Source organism: Azoarcus sp. DD4, from assembly GCF_006496635.1.
Classification (GTDB): Bacteria; Pseudomonadota; Gammaproteobacteria; order Burkholderiales; family Rhodocyclaceae; genus Azoarcus.
On the sequence record NZ_CP022958.1, the window covers coordinates 3134056 to 3149765 of the forward strand.

Annotated in this window: 15 protein-coding genes; 6 read left to right on the plus strand and 9 right to left on the minus strand. The window is 66.6% G+C overall.

All coding sequences use genetic code 11. The annotated features are described in order from the left end of the window. Window positions 1-106: 106 nt before the first annotated feature. Window positions 107-535 (plus strand): hypothetical protein, encoded by a 429-nt coding sequence (locus tag CJ010_RS14465; protein WP_141018688.1) that lies wholly within the window; start codon window positions 107-109, stop codon window positions 533-535. Between the two features lie 78 nt (window positions 536-613). Here the strand turns inward: CJ010_RS14465 and CJ010_RS14470 are convergent, their stop codons facing one another. After that, window positions 614-1243: a glutathione S-transferase family protein gene (locus CJ010_RS14470; RefSeq protein WP_141018689.1), complete on the minus strand. Its 630-nt coding sequence runs from the start codon at window positions 1241-1243 to the stop codon at window positions 614-616. A 95-nt stretch (window positions 1244-1338) separates the two neighbouring features. After that, a complete protein-coding gene (locus CJ010_RS14475; protein WP_168224961.1) occupies window positions 1339-2289 on the minus strand; it encodes a DMT family transporter in 951 nt (316 codons plus the stop codon). A gap of 186 nt (window positions 2290-2475) precedes the next feature. Between CJ010_RS14475 and CJ010_RS14480 the strand changes: the two genes are divergently transcribed. Both CJ010_RS14480 and CJ010_RS14485 read left to right on the plus strand, forming a co-directional pair. Then, window positions 2476-2919, plus strand: a complete 444-nt coding sequence (locus CJ010_RS14480) for an NfeD family protein (protein WP_141018690.1) — start codon at window positions 2476-2478, stop codon at window positions 2917-2919. Between the two features lie 43 nt (window positions 2920-2962). Next, on the plus strand, window positions 2963-3826 hold the full coding sequence (locus CJ010_RS14485; RefSeq protein WP_141018691.1) for an SPFH domain-containing protein: 864 nt from the start codon (window positions 2963-2965) through the stop codon (window positions 3824-3826). Window positions 3827-3835: 9 nt separating this feature from the next. Here the strand turns inward: CJ010_RS14485 and CJ010_RS14490 are convergent, their stop codons facing one another. Further along, entirely contained in the window at window positions 3836-5860 is a 2025-nt protein-coding gene (locus CJ010_RS14490) for a methyl-accepting chemotaxis protein (RefSeq protein ID WP_141018692.1), read from the minus strand. A 253-nt stretch (window positions 5861-6113) separates the two neighbouring features. Here CJ010_RS14490 and xpt point away from each other — a divergent pair, with 253 nt between their 5' ends. Continuing rightward, on the plus strand, window positions 6114-6719 hold the full coding sequence (gene xpt, locus CJ010_RS14495; RefSeq protein ID WP_141018693.1) for a xanthine phosphoribosyltransferase: 606 nt from the start codon (window positions 6114-6116) through the stop codon (window positions 6717-6719). A 114-nt stretch (window positions 6720-6833) separates the two neighbouring features. Then, window positions 6834-7694 carry an HDOD domain-containing protein gene (locus tag CJ010_RS14500; protein ID WP_141018694.1) on the plus strand — a complete coding sequence of 287 codons (861 nt, stop codon included), beginning with the start codon at window positions 6834-6836 and terminating at the stop codon, window positions 7692-7694. A 90-nt stretch (window positions 7695-7784) separates the two neighbouring features. Here the strand turns inward: CJ010_RS14500 and CJ010_RS14505 are convergent, their stop codons facing one another. The 6 genes from CJ010_RS14505 to CJ010_RS14530 all read right to left on the minus strand — a co-directional run bounded on the left by CJ010_RS14505 (window position 7785) and on the right by CJ010_RS14530 (window position 15161). After that, complete coding sequence (locus tag CJ010_RS14505) at window positions 7785-9668, minus strand: potassium transporter Kup (protein WP_141020713.1); 1884 nt, start codon at window positions 9666-9668, stop codon at window positions 7785-7787. Window positions 9669-9805: 137 nt separating this feature from the next. Further along, entirely contained in the window at window positions 9806-10747 is a 942-nt protein-coding gene (locus CJ010_RS14510; RefSeq protein ID WP_168224962.1) for an alpha/beta hydrolase, read from the minus strand. A gap of 161 nt (window positions 10748-10908) precedes the next feature. After that, window positions 10909-11922: a sulfate ABC transporter substrate-binding protein gene (locus CJ010_RS14515; protein WP_141018695.1), complete on the minus strand. Its 1014-nt coding sequence runs from the start codon at window positions 11920-11922 to the stop codon at window positions 10909-10911. Window positions 11923-12052: 130 nt separating this feature from the next. Continuing rightward, window positions 12053-12832, minus strand: coding sequence for a gamma-glutamyl-gamma-aminobutyrate hydrolase family protein (locus tag CJ010_RS14520; RefSeq protein WP_141018696.1), 780 nt, complete (start codon window positions 12830-12832; stop codon window positions 12053-12055). Continuing rightward, window positions 12829-13956, minus strand: coding sequence for a YbdK family carboxylate-amine ligase (locus CJ010_RS14525; RefSeq protein ID WP_141018697.1), 1128 nt, complete (start codon window positions 13954-13956; stop codon window positions 12829-12831). Before CJ010_RS14525 ends, CJ010_RS14520 begins: the two co-directional genes overlap by 4 nt. Beyond that, a complete protein-coding gene (locus CJ010_RS14530) occupies window positions 13953-15161 on the minus strand; it encodes a cation:proton antiporter (RefSeq protein WP_141018698.1) in 1209 nt (402 codons plus the stop codon). The genes CJ010_RS14525 and CJ010_RS14530 overlap by 4 nt, the downstream gene beginning before the upstream one ends. 217 nt (window positions 15162-15378) lie before the next feature. On the opposite strand from CJ010_RS14530, the gene CJ010_RS14535 reads away from it, so the two are divergent. Then, window positions 15379-15705 (plus strand): PepSY domain-containing protein, encoded by a 327-nt coding sequence (locus CJ010_RS14535; protein ID WP_141018699.1) that lies wholly within the window; start codon window positions 15379-15381, stop codon window positions 15703-15705. Window positions 15706-15710: the final 5 nt, after the last annotated feature.

The following is a 15710-nucleotide window of genomic DNA, read 5'->3' on the forward strand; positions in this document are numbered from 1 at the left end:
CTCAGTTGATGTGGCATCCAGCGCTTTCGCATCGTCCTGTTAGCTCGCACGGGAGAAATTGAAGTCCGTCTATCGAAGGAGGTGCCCTATGGATTTCCGAGAGTCCATGATTCACGAGCGCTATAAGCTTGTTACTTCGCGCCAGCTCTACCTGGTTGATCTGACGAAGGACACATTCGCGTCATATGCGAGGACACTTGCAGCGTTCGTCGCTGGAACGATCACGCTCGTCTCCGCGGCGGAGAAGTTGTCGCTGTCGCAAGCCGTCGTCCTGGATCTGATACTTGCGATTGCCGTCTTCCTGTCCTTCGCCGCCTCGATCTCCGTAGCGCAGATACTCTTTTGCATCAAGCGTTGGTATGAGTATCGCGCAGCAGAATGCAAGATCAACCCTGATGCTCCGCGGGCAGAGTGGTGGGCTTGCCTTTTTGAAGCCATGTACGCCGCGGCAATTCTGGGTTCTATTGGGCTCGTTTGGTGGGGATACTTCTACCTCGGCGCAACCGTGGGGAAGGTCGCGACGAGCACGACCTAGCCCCCTGTGTATGCGAGGCTGCGGATTGCCATTGGCGCATGACGAATACCGATGCCGACGCCGGATCGCTCCCAGCCCTCAACCACCCGCCCGCTGCGCCAGCCAAGCCTCATTGATCCGATCCGCCGCCTGTGCCGCCGGGCGCGCGTAGTGCCACGCCACATACGCTTCGAACGCCGGCCGCTTCTCGATGGTGCCGAACATCATGCCCCAGCCGAGGTGCGCGCCGACGTAGAGATCGGCGGCGGTGAAGCGGTCGCCGCACAGGTACGGCCCTGCCGACACCGCCTGCTCCAGCGCGGCCAGGGTGGCGGCGTAGCTGCCGAAGCCGAGAAATGAGCCCTTCTCCGCCGGCACTGGCCAGTCCATGGCCTTGACCGCCACCGCCATTTCCAGCGGACCGGCGGCGAAGAACAGCCAGCGGAAGAAGCTGCCGCGTGCCGGATCGCCCGGCGGGGGAATCAGGCCCTTCTCGGGGAAGCAGTCCGCCAGATAGGTGCAGATGGCCGCCGCCTCGGTGACGACGACCTCGCCGTGGCGCAGCGCCGGCACCTTGCCCATCGGGTTGATCGCCAGGTATTCCGGCGTTTTCATCGCCGGCCCGAAATCCATCCACACGGTTTGGTAAGGCTGCCCGAGTTCTTCCATCATCCAGTGGGTGATGCGGCCGCGCGAATGCGGGTGGGTGTACAGGACCAGATCGCTCATCTCCACGTCTCCTTGGAATTCAACGATGCACCCGCGCTGCAGCGGCCCGAATCAGCAGGGGTTGTGCCCGGAATGCACCGGGCATGCTACTACCATCAGCGTTGCGCCTGGCACCTCGCTTCACCCTCCTCCACCGCCGCTTCCGCTTTGGGCGCAGCGGCCGTGCGCGTACCCAAGGTCAGCAGGCTCACCACCACCAGCGCGCCGCCGATGAAGAGCATGCCCACCGATTCGCTGCCGCTCGGCTGTTCGCCCAGCTCCAGCCAGGCCGAGAGTACGCCGATGGCGGGCACCGCCAGCGAGGACAGCCCCGCCAGACCGGCCGGCAGACGGTCGAGGATGAATAGCCACAGCAGCCAGGCCAGCCCGGTTGCCGCCACGGCGCAGAAGACAAGCGCGCCGAAGAAATACGCGGTCGGCTCTATCGGCCGCGACGGCAGCACCCAGGCCACGGCCGACAGCGCAAGCGCGCCGAACAGCATCTGCCAGGCGGTGAGCGACAGCAGATCGACCTGGAAACGCTGGCGCATGCGCTTGGCCATGATGGAGCTGGCCGCCCACAGCACGCTGCCGCTCAGGGCCAGCATGTCGCTGAAGAGGCTGCCGCCGGCGGCATGCCACGGTTCGAGGATGAAGACCAGGCCGATCAGCGCCAGCACCACCGCGATCCACTGCACGCGGCCGACCCGCTCGCCGAACAGCCACCACGCCATCGGCAGCAGCCAGAAGGGCATCGCGTACACCAGCACCACCGTCTTGCCGGCGCCGCCGTTGACCAGCGCCCACTGGATCACCGCGGTAAAGCCGGCGGTCTGCACCAGCCCGAGCCAGATCGTCGGCACCACGGCCACCGGCCGCAGCGAGCCGCGCCTTGCCAGCAACACGCCGAACAGGGCGGCCGCGCCCAGCAGGGTGCGCAGCGCGGAGAAGTCGAAGGGATCGACGTACTGCATCACCTGCTTCATCACCACCCAGTTGTAGCCCCAGATAAGGGAAAGCAGGATCAGCGCCCCCAGCGCGAGGCGGGAGCCGTGGTTCGGGTTCATGGATCTTCCGGATAGGGTTGGCGATAGGCGCGGCGCATGGCGCGGCCGCGGCGGGGTCAGGGAGCGAGGGTATCAATAGCGGCCGCCGCCCGTAAGGCCCGGGCGCTTATGCCGCGGATAAGCCCGGCGTGATATCGCCCGTTTCCACCACCGGTGCAGGCTAGAATGCCCGCCAAGGAGGTTCCCATGAATCTGGAATGGTGGCACTGGGCGGTCGGCGGCATCGTCCTCATCCTGCTGGAATTGGCGATTCCGGCGTTCTTCGTGATCTGGTTCGGCCTTGGCGCCCTGCTCGTCGCCCTGGTGGCGCTGCTCGCCGGCGAGATGTCGCTGACCGTGCAGCTCGCCCTGTGGATGCTGGCCTCGATCGCCATGACGGTGCTGTGGTTCCGCGTGTTCGACCGGCGCCGCCACAAGACCCTGGCCGGCACCGCGGCCGGCGAAGTCATCGGCGAGGTCGGCCTGCTGGTCGGCGCCATCGAACCCTACGGCCGCGGCAAGGTGCGCTTCCAGCGCCCCATCCTCGGTTCGGACGAATGGAGCTGTCTTGCCGAAACCGCCATCCCGGCCGGCGAGCGGGTGCGCGTGGTCGCCATCGAAGGCAGTTTTCTCAAGGTGGCGAAGGTCTGACGCCACCGCTTCACAACCGATTTCACATCACCGGAGTTCCCGCATGAGTGCAGGTCTGATCATCGTCATCGCATTGCTGATCTTCGTCGCCGTCACCATCGCCAAGGGCGTGCGCGTCGTCGCCCAGGGCGAGGAATGGATCGTCGAGCGGCTGGGCAAATACCACGGCACCCTCAAGCCCGGCCTCAACATCCTGATTCCCTACCTCGACGCGGTGGCCTACAAGCTGGTGACCAAGGACATCATCCTCGACGTGCAGGAGCAGGAGGTCATCACCCGCGACAACGCGGTGATCCTCACCAACGCCATCGCCTTCGTGAAGGTCACCGACCCGGTCAGGGCGGTGTATGGCGTCACCGACTTCTCCGAGGCGATCCGCAACCTCATCATGACCACACTGCGTTCCATCGTCGGTGAAATGGAGCTGGACGAAGCGCTGTCCTCGCGCGACAAGATCAAGGCGCGGCTGCGCGAGAGCATCGCCGACGAGGCGGTGGACTGGGGCCTGACGGTGAAGTCGGTGGAGATCCAGGACATCAAGCCGTCGCAGTCGATGCAGCGCGCGATGGAAATGCAGGCCGCCGCCGAGCGCGAACGCAAGGCCGCGGTCACCAAGGCCGAGGGCGAGAAGCAGGCCGCCATCCTGGAAGCGGAAGCGCGGCTGGAGTCGGCCAAGCGCGACGCCAACGCCCAGGTGATGCTCGCCGAAGCCTCGGCCGAATCGATCCGCCGCGTTGCCGTCGCGGTTGGCACCGAAACCACGCCCATGCTCTACCTGCTGGGCGAAAAGTACATCGCCTCGCTGGAAAGGCTCGGCCAGGGCGAGAGTTCCAAGGTGGTGGTCATGCCGGCCGACCTGCAGGAAACCCTGCGCGGCTTGGTCGGCAAGCTCGGCGCACGCGGCTGAGCCGGGCGCTCAGACCTTGAAGCGCTCCACCTTGCGTTCCAGGTCGCCGGCCAGCGACTGCAGGGTGGAGGCGATCTGGGCGGTGTCGCGCACCGCCGCGCTGTTTTCCTCGGCCATCTGCGCGATGCGCTCGACGTTGCGCGCGATGTCGGCGCTGGCGCTGCTCTGCTCGCGCAGGGCCAGCGAGATGTCGCTTACCGCCTGCAGCACTTCGCGGGCGCCGGTATTGATCTCGGCCATCGACTGACCGGCGCGGGTGGTGAGTTCGGCGCCGTCGCGCACGCGCGCCACCCCGGCTTCCATCGATTCCACCGCGCGTTCGGTGCCATGCTGGATCGAGCCCACCATGTCGGTGATCTCCTCGGTGGCGCGCGCGGTGCGCTCGGCAAGCTTGCGCACCTCGTCCGCCACCACCGCAAAGCCGCGGCCGCTCTCGCCGGCGCGGGCCGCCTCGATCGCGGCGTTGAGCGCCAGCAGGTTGGTCTGGTCGGCGATCTCGCGGATGGCATCCACCATCGAGCTGATGTGGCGCGCCTTCTGGCCCAGCTCGCCGATGGTGGAAGCCGAGGCATTGACGGCCGCAGCGATACGCTCCATTTCCTCCACCGTCCGCTTCATCACCTCGCCACCGTCGTTCGACAGCCTCTCGGAACGCTCCGCCAGCACCTGCGCGGTACCGGCGTGACGGGAGATTTCGTCTATGCCTACGGTCATCTCCTCAACCGCGGCTGCCATGCCGGAAGCCGCCTCGCTCTGGGTGTCCGAGCCTTCCGCCACCCGATGCGCCGCCCCGGAGACGTTGGCCGAAGCGGTGCCGACGCTCTCGGCGCCGTGCTGGATCTCGCGGATGAGTTCGGCCACGTCGTGCGCCATGGCGTTGAAGCGGTCGGCCACCTCGCGCAGTTCGTCCTCCGCCGAGAAGGCCACCCGCGCGCGGTAGTCGCCCTTGGCAAACTGCTGCGCGCCGGCGGACAGCTCGCGCACCGAGCGCAGGATGGACAGATAGACGCCGATGAAGAGATAGGCGGCGATCACCAGCGCAATGCCGGACACCACCGCATCACGGATCAGGCTGCGTTCGAGCTGCTGCAGGCGCGCCGCGAGCAGCTTTTCCGCCGCCGGCTTGACCGACTCACGGTAGTGCTTGAGCACCACGTCGATCGCATTGGTGCCGACCTCGAAGAAAGCCGTGGGCTGCATCGAGAAGCCCTGGTCCAGCACCTCGCCACGCACCGTGTCGCGCACGCGCTTGACCGCGGCGTCGATCTCGCCCAGCGCGCCGTTGAGCGGCCCGGCCAGGGACTCGTTCTCGCGCGCCGCGCGATTGAGCCTGTCCTTCAGCGCGTTCTCGGTCTGCCCCAGCTCCGCCAGCTGGGCAACGATGGCGTATTCGTCTTCCTTGGTGGCCGAGCCCTTGGCGATGATGCCGGTGGCACGCCCGCGCAGGCGGCCGAGGCGCTCGGTCATTTCGGGGATCGAGTGCAGCATCGGGTCGATCAGGTTGTAGCTGTCGCCTTCCGGATCGAGCGCCAGATTGGAGGCGTCGCCCACATCGCCTATCCAGGTCAGCGTGCGCTCGATCGCCGCGGTGTGCTCGCGGAAGTTGTCGCCGGCGCTCATGCCCAGGCCCTCGCCGGCGAGCTTCTGCAGCCTGCCCCGGATGTCGCCCCAGCCAGCGCGCAACGGCGCCCAGCCCTCGTCCTGCGCCAGCTCGGCGTCGAGCGTGGCGATCGCCTGGTTGAGGGCTGCCGCCTTCTCCGCGACCTTGGGCCGCAATGCGTCGCTGCCGCCCAGCACCCCGGCCGACAGGCCGCGATGCTGCTGGCTGAGCACCAGCACCGCAAAGCCCTTGTCGAGCAGGCTCACGCCGGCGATCTCGCGCTCGGTGAACACGATGTCCTGGCGCAAACCGGCGTAGATCTGGGCCAGCAGCGCAATCGACGCGGCGATGCTGACGAAGCCGATCAGGGCGAATTTGTAGGGATAACGAAGGCGGTCGAGCAGACCGATGACCGGGCGAAACAGCAGGTCCATGACGCGCTCCTGTGATTGAATGCAGTATGCCGCCCCCCGGGGCCAGGGCGCGGCAATACGATGATGAATTCATGATAGACAGCCAAAGCGCGCATGGATCCGCGGATAAGAGGGCAAAGCTGCCCGGTCCTCGCCGTTTTGCCTCGGGCGGGCTGCGCGAGCGTGCCGCCCGCGCAACAACGGTGGCGCAAGGCGTGGGCTAGAATGCAGCGTCCTGCCCCCGGTCCGGGGGCCGTTCAGCAAGTGCCCCTCCATGTACCAATACACCGAACTCACCTCCGCCTACGGCCCGCTGGTGCGCCGCATCGAGGCGGAAGCCACGGTCATCGGCGACCAGATCCTCAAGATCGACCACTTCCTCAACCACCGTATCGAACCCGGTTTCATCACCGAGATGGGCCGGGAACTGGCGCGCCGGCTGTCCGGCTACCAGCCCAACCTCATCCTTACGGCCGAAGCGAGCGGCATTGCGCCCGGCCTGGTGGTCGCGCAGGCGCTGAATGTGCCGCTGGTCTACGCCAAGAAATATTCGCCGCAGGTGGAATCGCCCGCGCTGTCGCGCATCATTCCCTCGCCCACCAAGGGCGGCGAGACGCGGCTGGTGCTGTCGCAGCGCTACCTGCCGGCAAGCGCCCGCGTCGTCATCGTCGACGACTTCCTGTCCAATGGCCGGACCGCGGTCGCGCTGGTGGAGATGGCGCGCGAGGCCGGCACCGATGTGCTGTGCGCCGGCTTCATCGTCGAGAAGCGCTTCAAGCGCGGTCACGAGGCGATCGAATCGCTCGGCGTGCCGGTGGCAACGCTGGCTCAGGTCGAAGGCCTGGAGAACGGCAGAGCGATCCTCAACCAGCCGTCCTGAAGCGCCCGCACGGCCGGTTCCGGCGTGAACACGGCCACGAACGGGCCCAAAGGTTCGCCCGTGCCCGCTCCGGCACGATAAACTTTGACGTCACCATTTCCGGCGAGCTCAGCAATGCACGATTTCGATGCGCAGGCACAGGCATTTTCCGAACAGATCGAGGCCGAACTGGAGGAAGGCCGGCTGAACTTCCCGACCTCGCTCGACGTGTCGCTGCGCATCAAGCGGCTGGCGGACGATCCCGCCTCCACGCTGGAAGACATCGCCAACGTCGTGCGTGCCGAACCTGTGCTTAGCGCCAAGGTGGTACGCATGGCCAACGCCGTGCTGCTCAACCCCTACGGCGCGCAGATCACCAGCGTCAACGATGCGGTCAAGCGGATCGGGCTCGCCTCGCTGCGCTGCCTCGCCTTTGCGGTCGCCGCCGAACAGTTGTCGCAGGATCACCGCTCCAAGCACATCCGCCTGATCGCGTCCGGCCTGTGGATGCACTCGGTGGACGTGGCCTCCTGGTGCTACGCCTTCTCGCGCCAGCTGCGCACGGTCACGCCCGACACCGCGATGCTCGCCGGCATGATGACGGACATCGGCCAGTTCTTCCTGCTCGCCCGCGCCTCTGCCTATCCGGCGCTGGAAGAGCATCTGGACCGCTTCGCCGAGTTCATCTCCACCTGGCGCGAACCGGTCGCCCGCGCCATCCTCGAGGTGTTCGAGCTGCCGGAAGCGGTGCTAGACGCCTACGAATACGAAGATCCGTATGGCGGCTCGTGGCCGCCGGCCAGCCTCGGCGACATCCTGTTCGTCGCCAACATCGCCGCCGAGACGCCCAACCCCTTCGACTCCCTGCTCGGCATCCAGCGCCGGCCGGAGCTGCTCGATTCCTGTATCGCCGGCATCGAAAAAGGCAAGTTCGACGCCCTGCTCGACGCTGCCCGCAGCAACAAGCAGGAAATCCTCGCCGCCGTCTGCGGCTGATCCCCGGCTACGCCCGCCCGCCTTCGGCCCGGATCACCCAGCGTGGTCCGGGCCGAAGGCGTTTTGAGGCGGCCTGCGCGCGATGGGCGCTCAGAGCTCGACCTGGGTGCCGAGTTCGACCACCCGGTTGGGCGGGATGCGGAAGTAATCGGCCGCACTGCCCGCATTGCGGAACAGCACGATGAAGAGCTTCTCGCGCCAGCGCGGCATGCCCGAGCCGACGCGCGACACCAGGGTTTCGCGGCCGAGGAAGAAGGACGTTTCCATCATGTTGAACTTCATGCCGGCCTGCGTGCATAGCGCCAGCGCCGCCGGGATGTCGGGTTCGTCCTTGAAGCCGTACTTCACCCGCACACGGTAGAAACCGTAGTCGATCTCTTCCACCTCCACCCGCTCGCTCACCGGTACGTGCGGCACGTCGGCGGTATCCACCTTGAGCAGCACCACCCGCTGGTGCAGCACCTTGTTGTGGATCAGGTTGTGCAGCAGCGCGCGCGGCACGCCTTCCAGCCAGGTGGTCATGAACACCGCGGTGCCTTCGACACGCGGCGGCGGATTGTGGAACATCGACTGGATGAAGAGGTCGAGCGGCATCGTGTCGCTGCGTATCCGCTCGCCCAGCAAGCTGCGCCCGCGCTTCCAGGTGCGCAACAGGATGAAGATCGCCGCGCCGATCAGCAGCGGGAACCAGCCGCCCGCCATGATCTTGACCGTGGTGGCCGAGAAGAAGGCGAAATCCACAGTCAGGAAGACCGCAAGGAACAGGATCGCCTTGCCCCTGCCCCACCCCCACAGGCTGCGCACCACGACGAAGGCGAGCACGGTGTCTATCATCATCGTCAGCGTCACCGCGATGCCGTAGGCCGAGGCCAGCGCGCTCGACGACCGGAAGCCGACCACCAGGGCGATCACTGCGCCGAGCAGCATCCAGTTGATGCCGGGGACGTAGATCTGGCCGATCTCGTGTTCCGAGGTGTGCAGGGTCTGCATGCGCGGCGCGTAGCCAAGCTGCATCGCCTGGCGCGTCAGCGAGAATGCGCCCGAAATCACCGCCTGACTGGCGATGATGGTGGCCAGCGTCGCCATGCCCACCATGGGGTACACCAGGGCATCCGGCACCAGCATGTAGAAGGGATTGCGGACGTTGTCGGGGTGATCGAGGATCAGGGCGCCCTGGCCGAGATAGTTGAGGTAGAGCGCCGGGAAGACCATGAAGAACCAGGCGAGCTTGATCGGCCTGCGCCCGAAATGGCCCATGTCCGCATACAGCGCCTCGCCGCCGGTGATCGCCAGCACCACCGCACCCAGCGCCAGCCAGCCGATCAGCGGTTGCTCGGCGAAAAAGCCCAGCGCCCAGCGCGGATCGAGCGCACCCAGGATTTCCGGGTGGAGCATGATGCCATTGACGCCCAGCACCGCCAGCACCACGAACCAGCACACCATCACCGGCCCGAAGATCGCACCGACGCGGCCGGTGCCGTGGCGCTGCATCAGGAAGAGCCCGACCAGCACCACCAGCGCGATCGGAATCACGAAGGGCCGGAAGGCCGGCGTCGCTACCTCCAGGCCTTCGACCGCGGACAGCACCGAGATCGCCGGCGTGATCATGCCGTCGCCGTAGAACAGCGCCGCGCCGAAAACGCCGAGCACCGACAGCCACCAGGCCTTGCGCCCCGGCTCGACGACGCGCAGCGCGAGCGAGGTGAGCGCCATGATGCCGCCCTCGCCGCGGTTGTCGGCACGGGTGATGAAGATCACGTACTTGGCGGACACCACCAGCGCCAGCGCCCAGAACACCAGCGACAGGATGCCGTACACATTGGCCTCGGTCACCGGCACCGCGTGCGGGCCGTTGAATACCTCTTTCAGCGTATAGAGCGGGCTGGTTCCGATGTCGCCGTAGACCACGCCGATCGCAGCCACCGCGACGCCAAGCAGGCCCTTGCGCGAACCATGGCCAGGGGACGCCGCCATTTCAGCCTGCGATTCTTCACGTTCCAACTGCATCGGTGTTCCCCTCTGTTGCGCCGGCCACGCCGGCCGGCGCCTGCGGCGACGATTTCGGAGCCGCCGTCACATCCCGGTCGTACGAAGGTGCACGACCGTTCGATTCAAGCCAGCCGGCGCCCGAGAGTATCGGCCAAAAGTCGTACCGTTTCGTTGGCTTCGGGGAAATACTTGCCGAGCGTCAGGAAGCCGTGAACCATACCCGGCATGCACACCTCCTCGATCTCGCCGCCCTCTTCGCGCACACGCGCACCGAAAGCCGCGCAGTCGTCCACCAGCGGATCGAACTCGGCGCTGACGAGCAGCATGGGCGGCAGGCCGGCAAGCGAGGCCGCACGCATGGGCGAAGCCCGCCAGTCCTCGGTCTGGCCTTCCGGCAGGTAACGCTCGAAGAACCACACCAGGCTCTCGCGGTCGAGGAAATAGCCGTCGGCATAGCGCTCGCGCGAAGGCCGCTGGCTGACGATCTCGGTGCTCGGATACACCAGCGCCAGGCAGTGTGGCTGCGGGCCGCCGGCGTCGCGCAGCGCCAGCGCGGTGACGATGGACAGATTGCCGCCGGCGCTGTCGCCGCCGAGCGCGATGCGCGCCGGATCGATGGCGAGCAGGTCGGCATGGTCGCAGGCCCATTCCACCGCGAAACGGGCATCGATCACCGCGGCCGGAAAGGGATGCTCGGGCGCCAGCCGGTAATCGACCGACAGCACCGCGCAGCCGGCGCCGTTGGCGAGTTCGCGACAGAGCACGTCATAGCTTTCGATGTCGCCGACGCACCAGCCACCGCCGTGGAAGTAGACCAGCAGCGGCAGGGTCTCCTGCGGGCCGCGCTGCAGCGGGCGGTAGTAGCGTGCCAGCAAGGCGGAGCCGTCGGCGCGCGCCATCGGCACTTCGATGACCGAGGCCACCGCCGGCACGTCGGGCCGGAAGGCGTACTGCAGCTTCTGGAAAGAGTGCCGCGCCTGCGCCACCGAGAGTTCGTGGAAGCGTGGTGCGCCCACGCGATACACCATGTCGAGCAGCGACCGGGCCTGGGGAGTCAGCGGCATGTCGGGGTGCAGCCGCGCGCACTCTTGCGGGGCGCTGCGGCGGGAAATTGTTGGGATGGCGGATTCTAATCATGCCGCCCCGACTTTTGTGCACCGCATCCAGAAAAGAAATGCCCCGCCGGGGCAGACTGCCACGGCGGGGTGAAGATAGTGCGAAAGTATCAGCGACCGGCGGTATAGATCTGGTCGAAGCTGCCGCCGTCGGCGAAGTGGGTCCTGGCAGCCTGTTTCCAGCCGCCGAAGGCGTCGTCGATGGTGAAGAGCGTGACTTTGGGGAACTGGCTCGCGTACTTCTTCGCCACCTTGTCCAGCGTCGGCCGGTAATAGTTGCGGGCGGCGATCTCCTGGCCTTCCTCGGTGTAGAGGTATTCGAGGTAGGCCTGCGCGACCTTGCGCGTGCCCTTCTTGTCGACGTTCCTGTCGACCACCGCCACCGGCGGTTCGGCCAGGATGGACAGCGAGGGCACCACGATGTCGAACTTGTCCGGCCCCAACTCCTTGATCGCCAGGAAGGCTTCATTCTCCCACGACAGGAAAACGTCGCCGATGCCACGCTCGACGAAGGTGATGGTCGAGCCGCGGGCGCCGGAATCGAGTACCGGCACGTTCTTGTACAGCTTGCCGACGAAGTCCTTGGCCTTGTCGTCGCCACCGAACTTGCGCTTGCCGTATTCCCAGGCCGCCAGATAGTTCCACTGCGCACCGCCCGAGGTCTTGGGGTTGGGCGTGATGACGCTGATGCCCGGCTTGACCAGGTCGTCCCAGTCCTTGATGCCCTTCGGGTTGCCCTTGCGCACCAGGAAGACGATGGTCGAGGTGTAGGGCGTGCTGTTCTGCGGCAGGCGCTTCTGCCAGTCGGCCGGCAGCAGCTTGCCCTTGTCGGCGATGGCGTCGATGTCGTTGGCCAGCGCCAGGGTCACGACGTCGGCCTCGATGCCGTCGATGACCGCCCGCGCCTGCTTGCCCGAACCGCCGTGCGACTGTTTGACGCTGATCTTCTCGCCGGTCTTGGCTTCCCAATACCTGGCGAAGGCGGGATTGAATTCCTGGTAGAGCTCGCGCGTCGGATCGTAGGACACATTGAGCAGCGCGGTCTGCGCCTGGGCGGCGCCTGCCGCGCCGAGGCCAAGGACGACAGCGGCAATCAGGGATTTGAAGCGGAACGGGGCGGACATCTGCGCTCTCCAGCATTTAAATAACGTGGAGACATTAGATATTCGACTCTTAAGAACTCAAAATAACAAAAACTGCGAACATTATTCACCGCACTGCTTGCCCGACAACCACTGCAAGCCTCGCTTCGCCCTAGCCCCGCGCCCGCCGCGCCGCGTCGAGGAAGTCCTGCAGGATGGCACCGCCGTCGAGCAGGCCGGCCGCACCATGGAATTCCGGATGCCACTGGCAGCCGAACATGTAGCTGCTGCCGTTCCAGCGGATCGCCTCGATCACGCCGTCGCCCACCGACAGCGCCTCCACGCACAGATCGGCGCCGAGCTCGCGCACCGCCTGGTGGTGGATGCTGTTCACCCGGCCGACGCGGGCGGTCGGGTACAAGGCTTCGAGGCGGCTGCCGGGCAGCAGTTCGACCTCGTGGTGATGGCTGTCGTAGAGGTCGTCGTTACGGTGTGTGCCGGCGCCCGGCACGTATTCGGCGATGTCCTGCCACAAGGTTCCGCCGCAGGCGACGTTGATGAGCTGGGCGCCGCGGCACACCCCCAGCACCGGCTTGCCCTGGATCACGAACTCCCACAGCAGCTCGATCTCGTACAGATCGCGTACCCGGTCGCCGCTCCATTCAGGGCGCAGCGGGGATTCGTGATAGGTGGTCGGGCTGACGTCGGCACCGCCCTGCAGCACTAGGCCATCGAGCACGGCGACGTAATCGTGCACCGAAATCTGCGCTCGGCGCAGGCCGAGGTGTTCGCCTATGGTCGGCACCATGAAGGCGAGCGCGCCGTGGGCCATGACCCAGTGCGCCATCGACTGCTCCAGGTACTGCAGCGTCTTGCCCGGAAAGCCCAGCTCGGCCGGCGGCCTGTGCAGCAGGCGGGCCGACAGGCCGATGCGCAATGGCCCGTCACTCACATTCCCTCCCCGTTCATCCAGCGCTGGCATTGCGCCATCACCACTTCGGGCAGCACGCCGTGCGGTTGCAGGCTCTCGCGCAACCACGAAGCATCGTTGCGGCCGGCCGCCACCTCGGCCCGCAAGCGGGCGATCGCGCCATCGGCGCCGAGTTCGACCGCATGCTGTTCGATACGGCCGAAGCTCGCTTCTATCGCCTCGCCGACCGACATGTGGGTATGGCTTTCCGGATCGACGTAGGTACCGGCATAGCCGAAGCGGCAGGCCTGAAAGCGATTGAAGGTGTAGACGAGATAGTCGTCTTCGCTCGGGCGGATCGGCCGCTCTATCATCAGGTGGCGCGCCAGCGCCTGGATGTAGGCGGCGATCGCCGCGGCGCGTTCGACGGTGAGCGGCGTATCCATCACCCGCACTTCCACCGTGCCGTATTCGGGCTTGGGCCGGATGTCCCAGTAGAAATCCTTCATGCTGCTGACCACGCCGGTGGCGGTCATCTTGTCGAAGTACGCGCCGAAGTCGCTCCAGCTCTCGACGAAGGGCGCCCGGCCCGACAGCGGAAAGGCGAACACCGAATTGAGCCGCGCCGACTGGAAGCCGGTGTCCCTGCCCTGCACGAAAGGCGACGAGGCCGACAGCGCAATCAGGTGCGGGATGTAGCGCGACAGGCCATGCAGCAGGTAGAGCGCCGCATCCGGCCCCGGGCAACCCACGTGCACATGCTGGCCGAACACGGTGAACTGCTTGGCGAGATAGCCGTAGAGTTCGTGCAGATAATGAAAGCGCGGCTTGTCGAAGATGCGCCGCTCGCCCCACTGCTGGAAGGCGTGCGTACCGCCGCCGCAGATGCCGACGTTGAGCTTGCGGGCGATACCCGACAGCGCCGCACGTATCGCCTCCAGCTGCGCCAGCACCATCTCGTGTCCGTCGCAGATGCCGGTCGAGATCTCAATCATCGAATCGGTCATTTCCGGCTTGATTTCGCCGGTGATGTCCAGGCCGTCGGTCAGGCGCAACATGTCCTCGGCGACGCCGACGAGGTCGTAGTCGTGCGTGCTGACCAGCTGGAGCTCGAGTTCGACGCCCAGCGACAGCGCGCGCGAAGGCGAAAAGGCTTCCAGGCTCATGACTTATCTCCGCTGCGATGCTCACGGGCGTGGATCAGCGCGCGCTGGGTGGCGACAGGCCCGACCAGGCCCAGCACCGCGACCATGCTCATCACCACCGGGGCGAGCTGGTCGGCAAAGCTCGGATAGAGCATGCGCACGTCTTCCACCAGCAGCACCGCGACGGCGGACAAGGGCAGCAACGCCACGCCCAGCGCAAAGCTCTTGCGCAGCCCCAGCCCGCTCTTCGCGCCGAACATCATCACGCCGCCCAGCTTGGCGACGATGCGCACCAGCACCGCCACCAGCGCCGCAGCCAGCCCCTGGGCGAGCTGGGTGGCGCTGACCGCCGCGCCGCTCAGCATGAAGAGCGCGATCACCAGCACGCCGCCGGCGGTCCCGAGATGTTGCGGCCAGCGATGCGGACGTGGGTCGTGCCACTTCACCAGCAGGCCAGCCAGCAGTGGCGCCAGCAGGGTCGGCAGGCGCAGCGCGGTAAGCACCGCGATCGCGGCCAGCAGCAGGCCGAAGATCGCCACCGCGCCCTGCTCGGTGCCGGGATCGACCGCCCGCCGCAGGCCGACGAAGGCGACGGCCACCAGCGTGCCCACCAGCAGCGACCCGGCGAAGAGGTAGAGCGGGTGCAGCACCGCCACCCACCAGGTCTGCACCTCGGCGCCGTAGAGGGCGCCCATCACCAGCTTGAACAGGATCACCGAATAGCCGACGTTGAGCGCGCACAAGGCCTGCAGCCTTTCGGTCACCTGCCCCGCCGCACGCAGCTCGGCGGTCACGCGCATCACGATCGCCGGCGAGGTCCCGACCGAGATCGCCGCCACCGCCAGCGCCACCTCCTTGCCGACACCGATCGCCAGCAGCGCGCCCAGGGTCAGCACGAAGCTGAGCGCCGCCTCGGCCAGGCTGGAGGCGAGTATCCAGGGGTTGGCGCGGAACCAGCGCAGGTCGAGGCGGATGCCGAGCTCGAACAGCAGCAGCGCCAGCGCCAGATCGAGCACGCCGCGCCAGGTCACCAGGTCGTCCTGCGCGAAACCGCCCAGCACCAGCGGACCGAGCACCAGGCCGCACAGGGCATAACCGGTGACACGCGGCAAGCCCGCGCGACGGCCTAGCAGTTCGCCGACCAGCGCCGTTGCCAACAGCGCCACCGCAAAGAACAGCAACACGCCGAAGCGCGGCGGCCATTCCGGCCAAAGGGGAAGATCCATCAGCAAAGTCCTCCGGAAGGGGTGTCCCCACCCCGGTGCCTGCTCCCGCGATGGCGTGATTATAGTTCGTGCAAATATTTCGAGCGCTTGCGGCAAACCCGCAAACCGGCAATGGACGGCGTTTTGTCGTTTCAGCTTGGCTTCAGCCACCCCACGGATACTTGGCAACACCGGGCCGCCGAGCCCATCCACTACACTTCCGACCGGAGGGAACGCCATGAATTCAACCCGCACCCGCATCGCCACCATCGCTGCCACCGTCCTTGTCAGCGTGGGCCTGCTTGCCAGTCCTGCCGGCCACGCCGACGACAAGCTCGACCAGGGCGAAGTCCGCCAGTTGCGCGAGACCGGCAAGATCCTGCCGATGGAAGACATCCTCGCCCGCAGCCGCGCCGCCCAGCCGGGCCAGATCGTGGAGGTCGAACTCGACCGCGAAAACGGCAAGTATGTCTACGAGGTCAAGCTGATCGACGAGCGCAACGCGATACACAAGCTAGAGCTCGACGCCGCCAGCGGCGAAGTGCTCCGCCGCCGGCAGAAGTAAGCCAC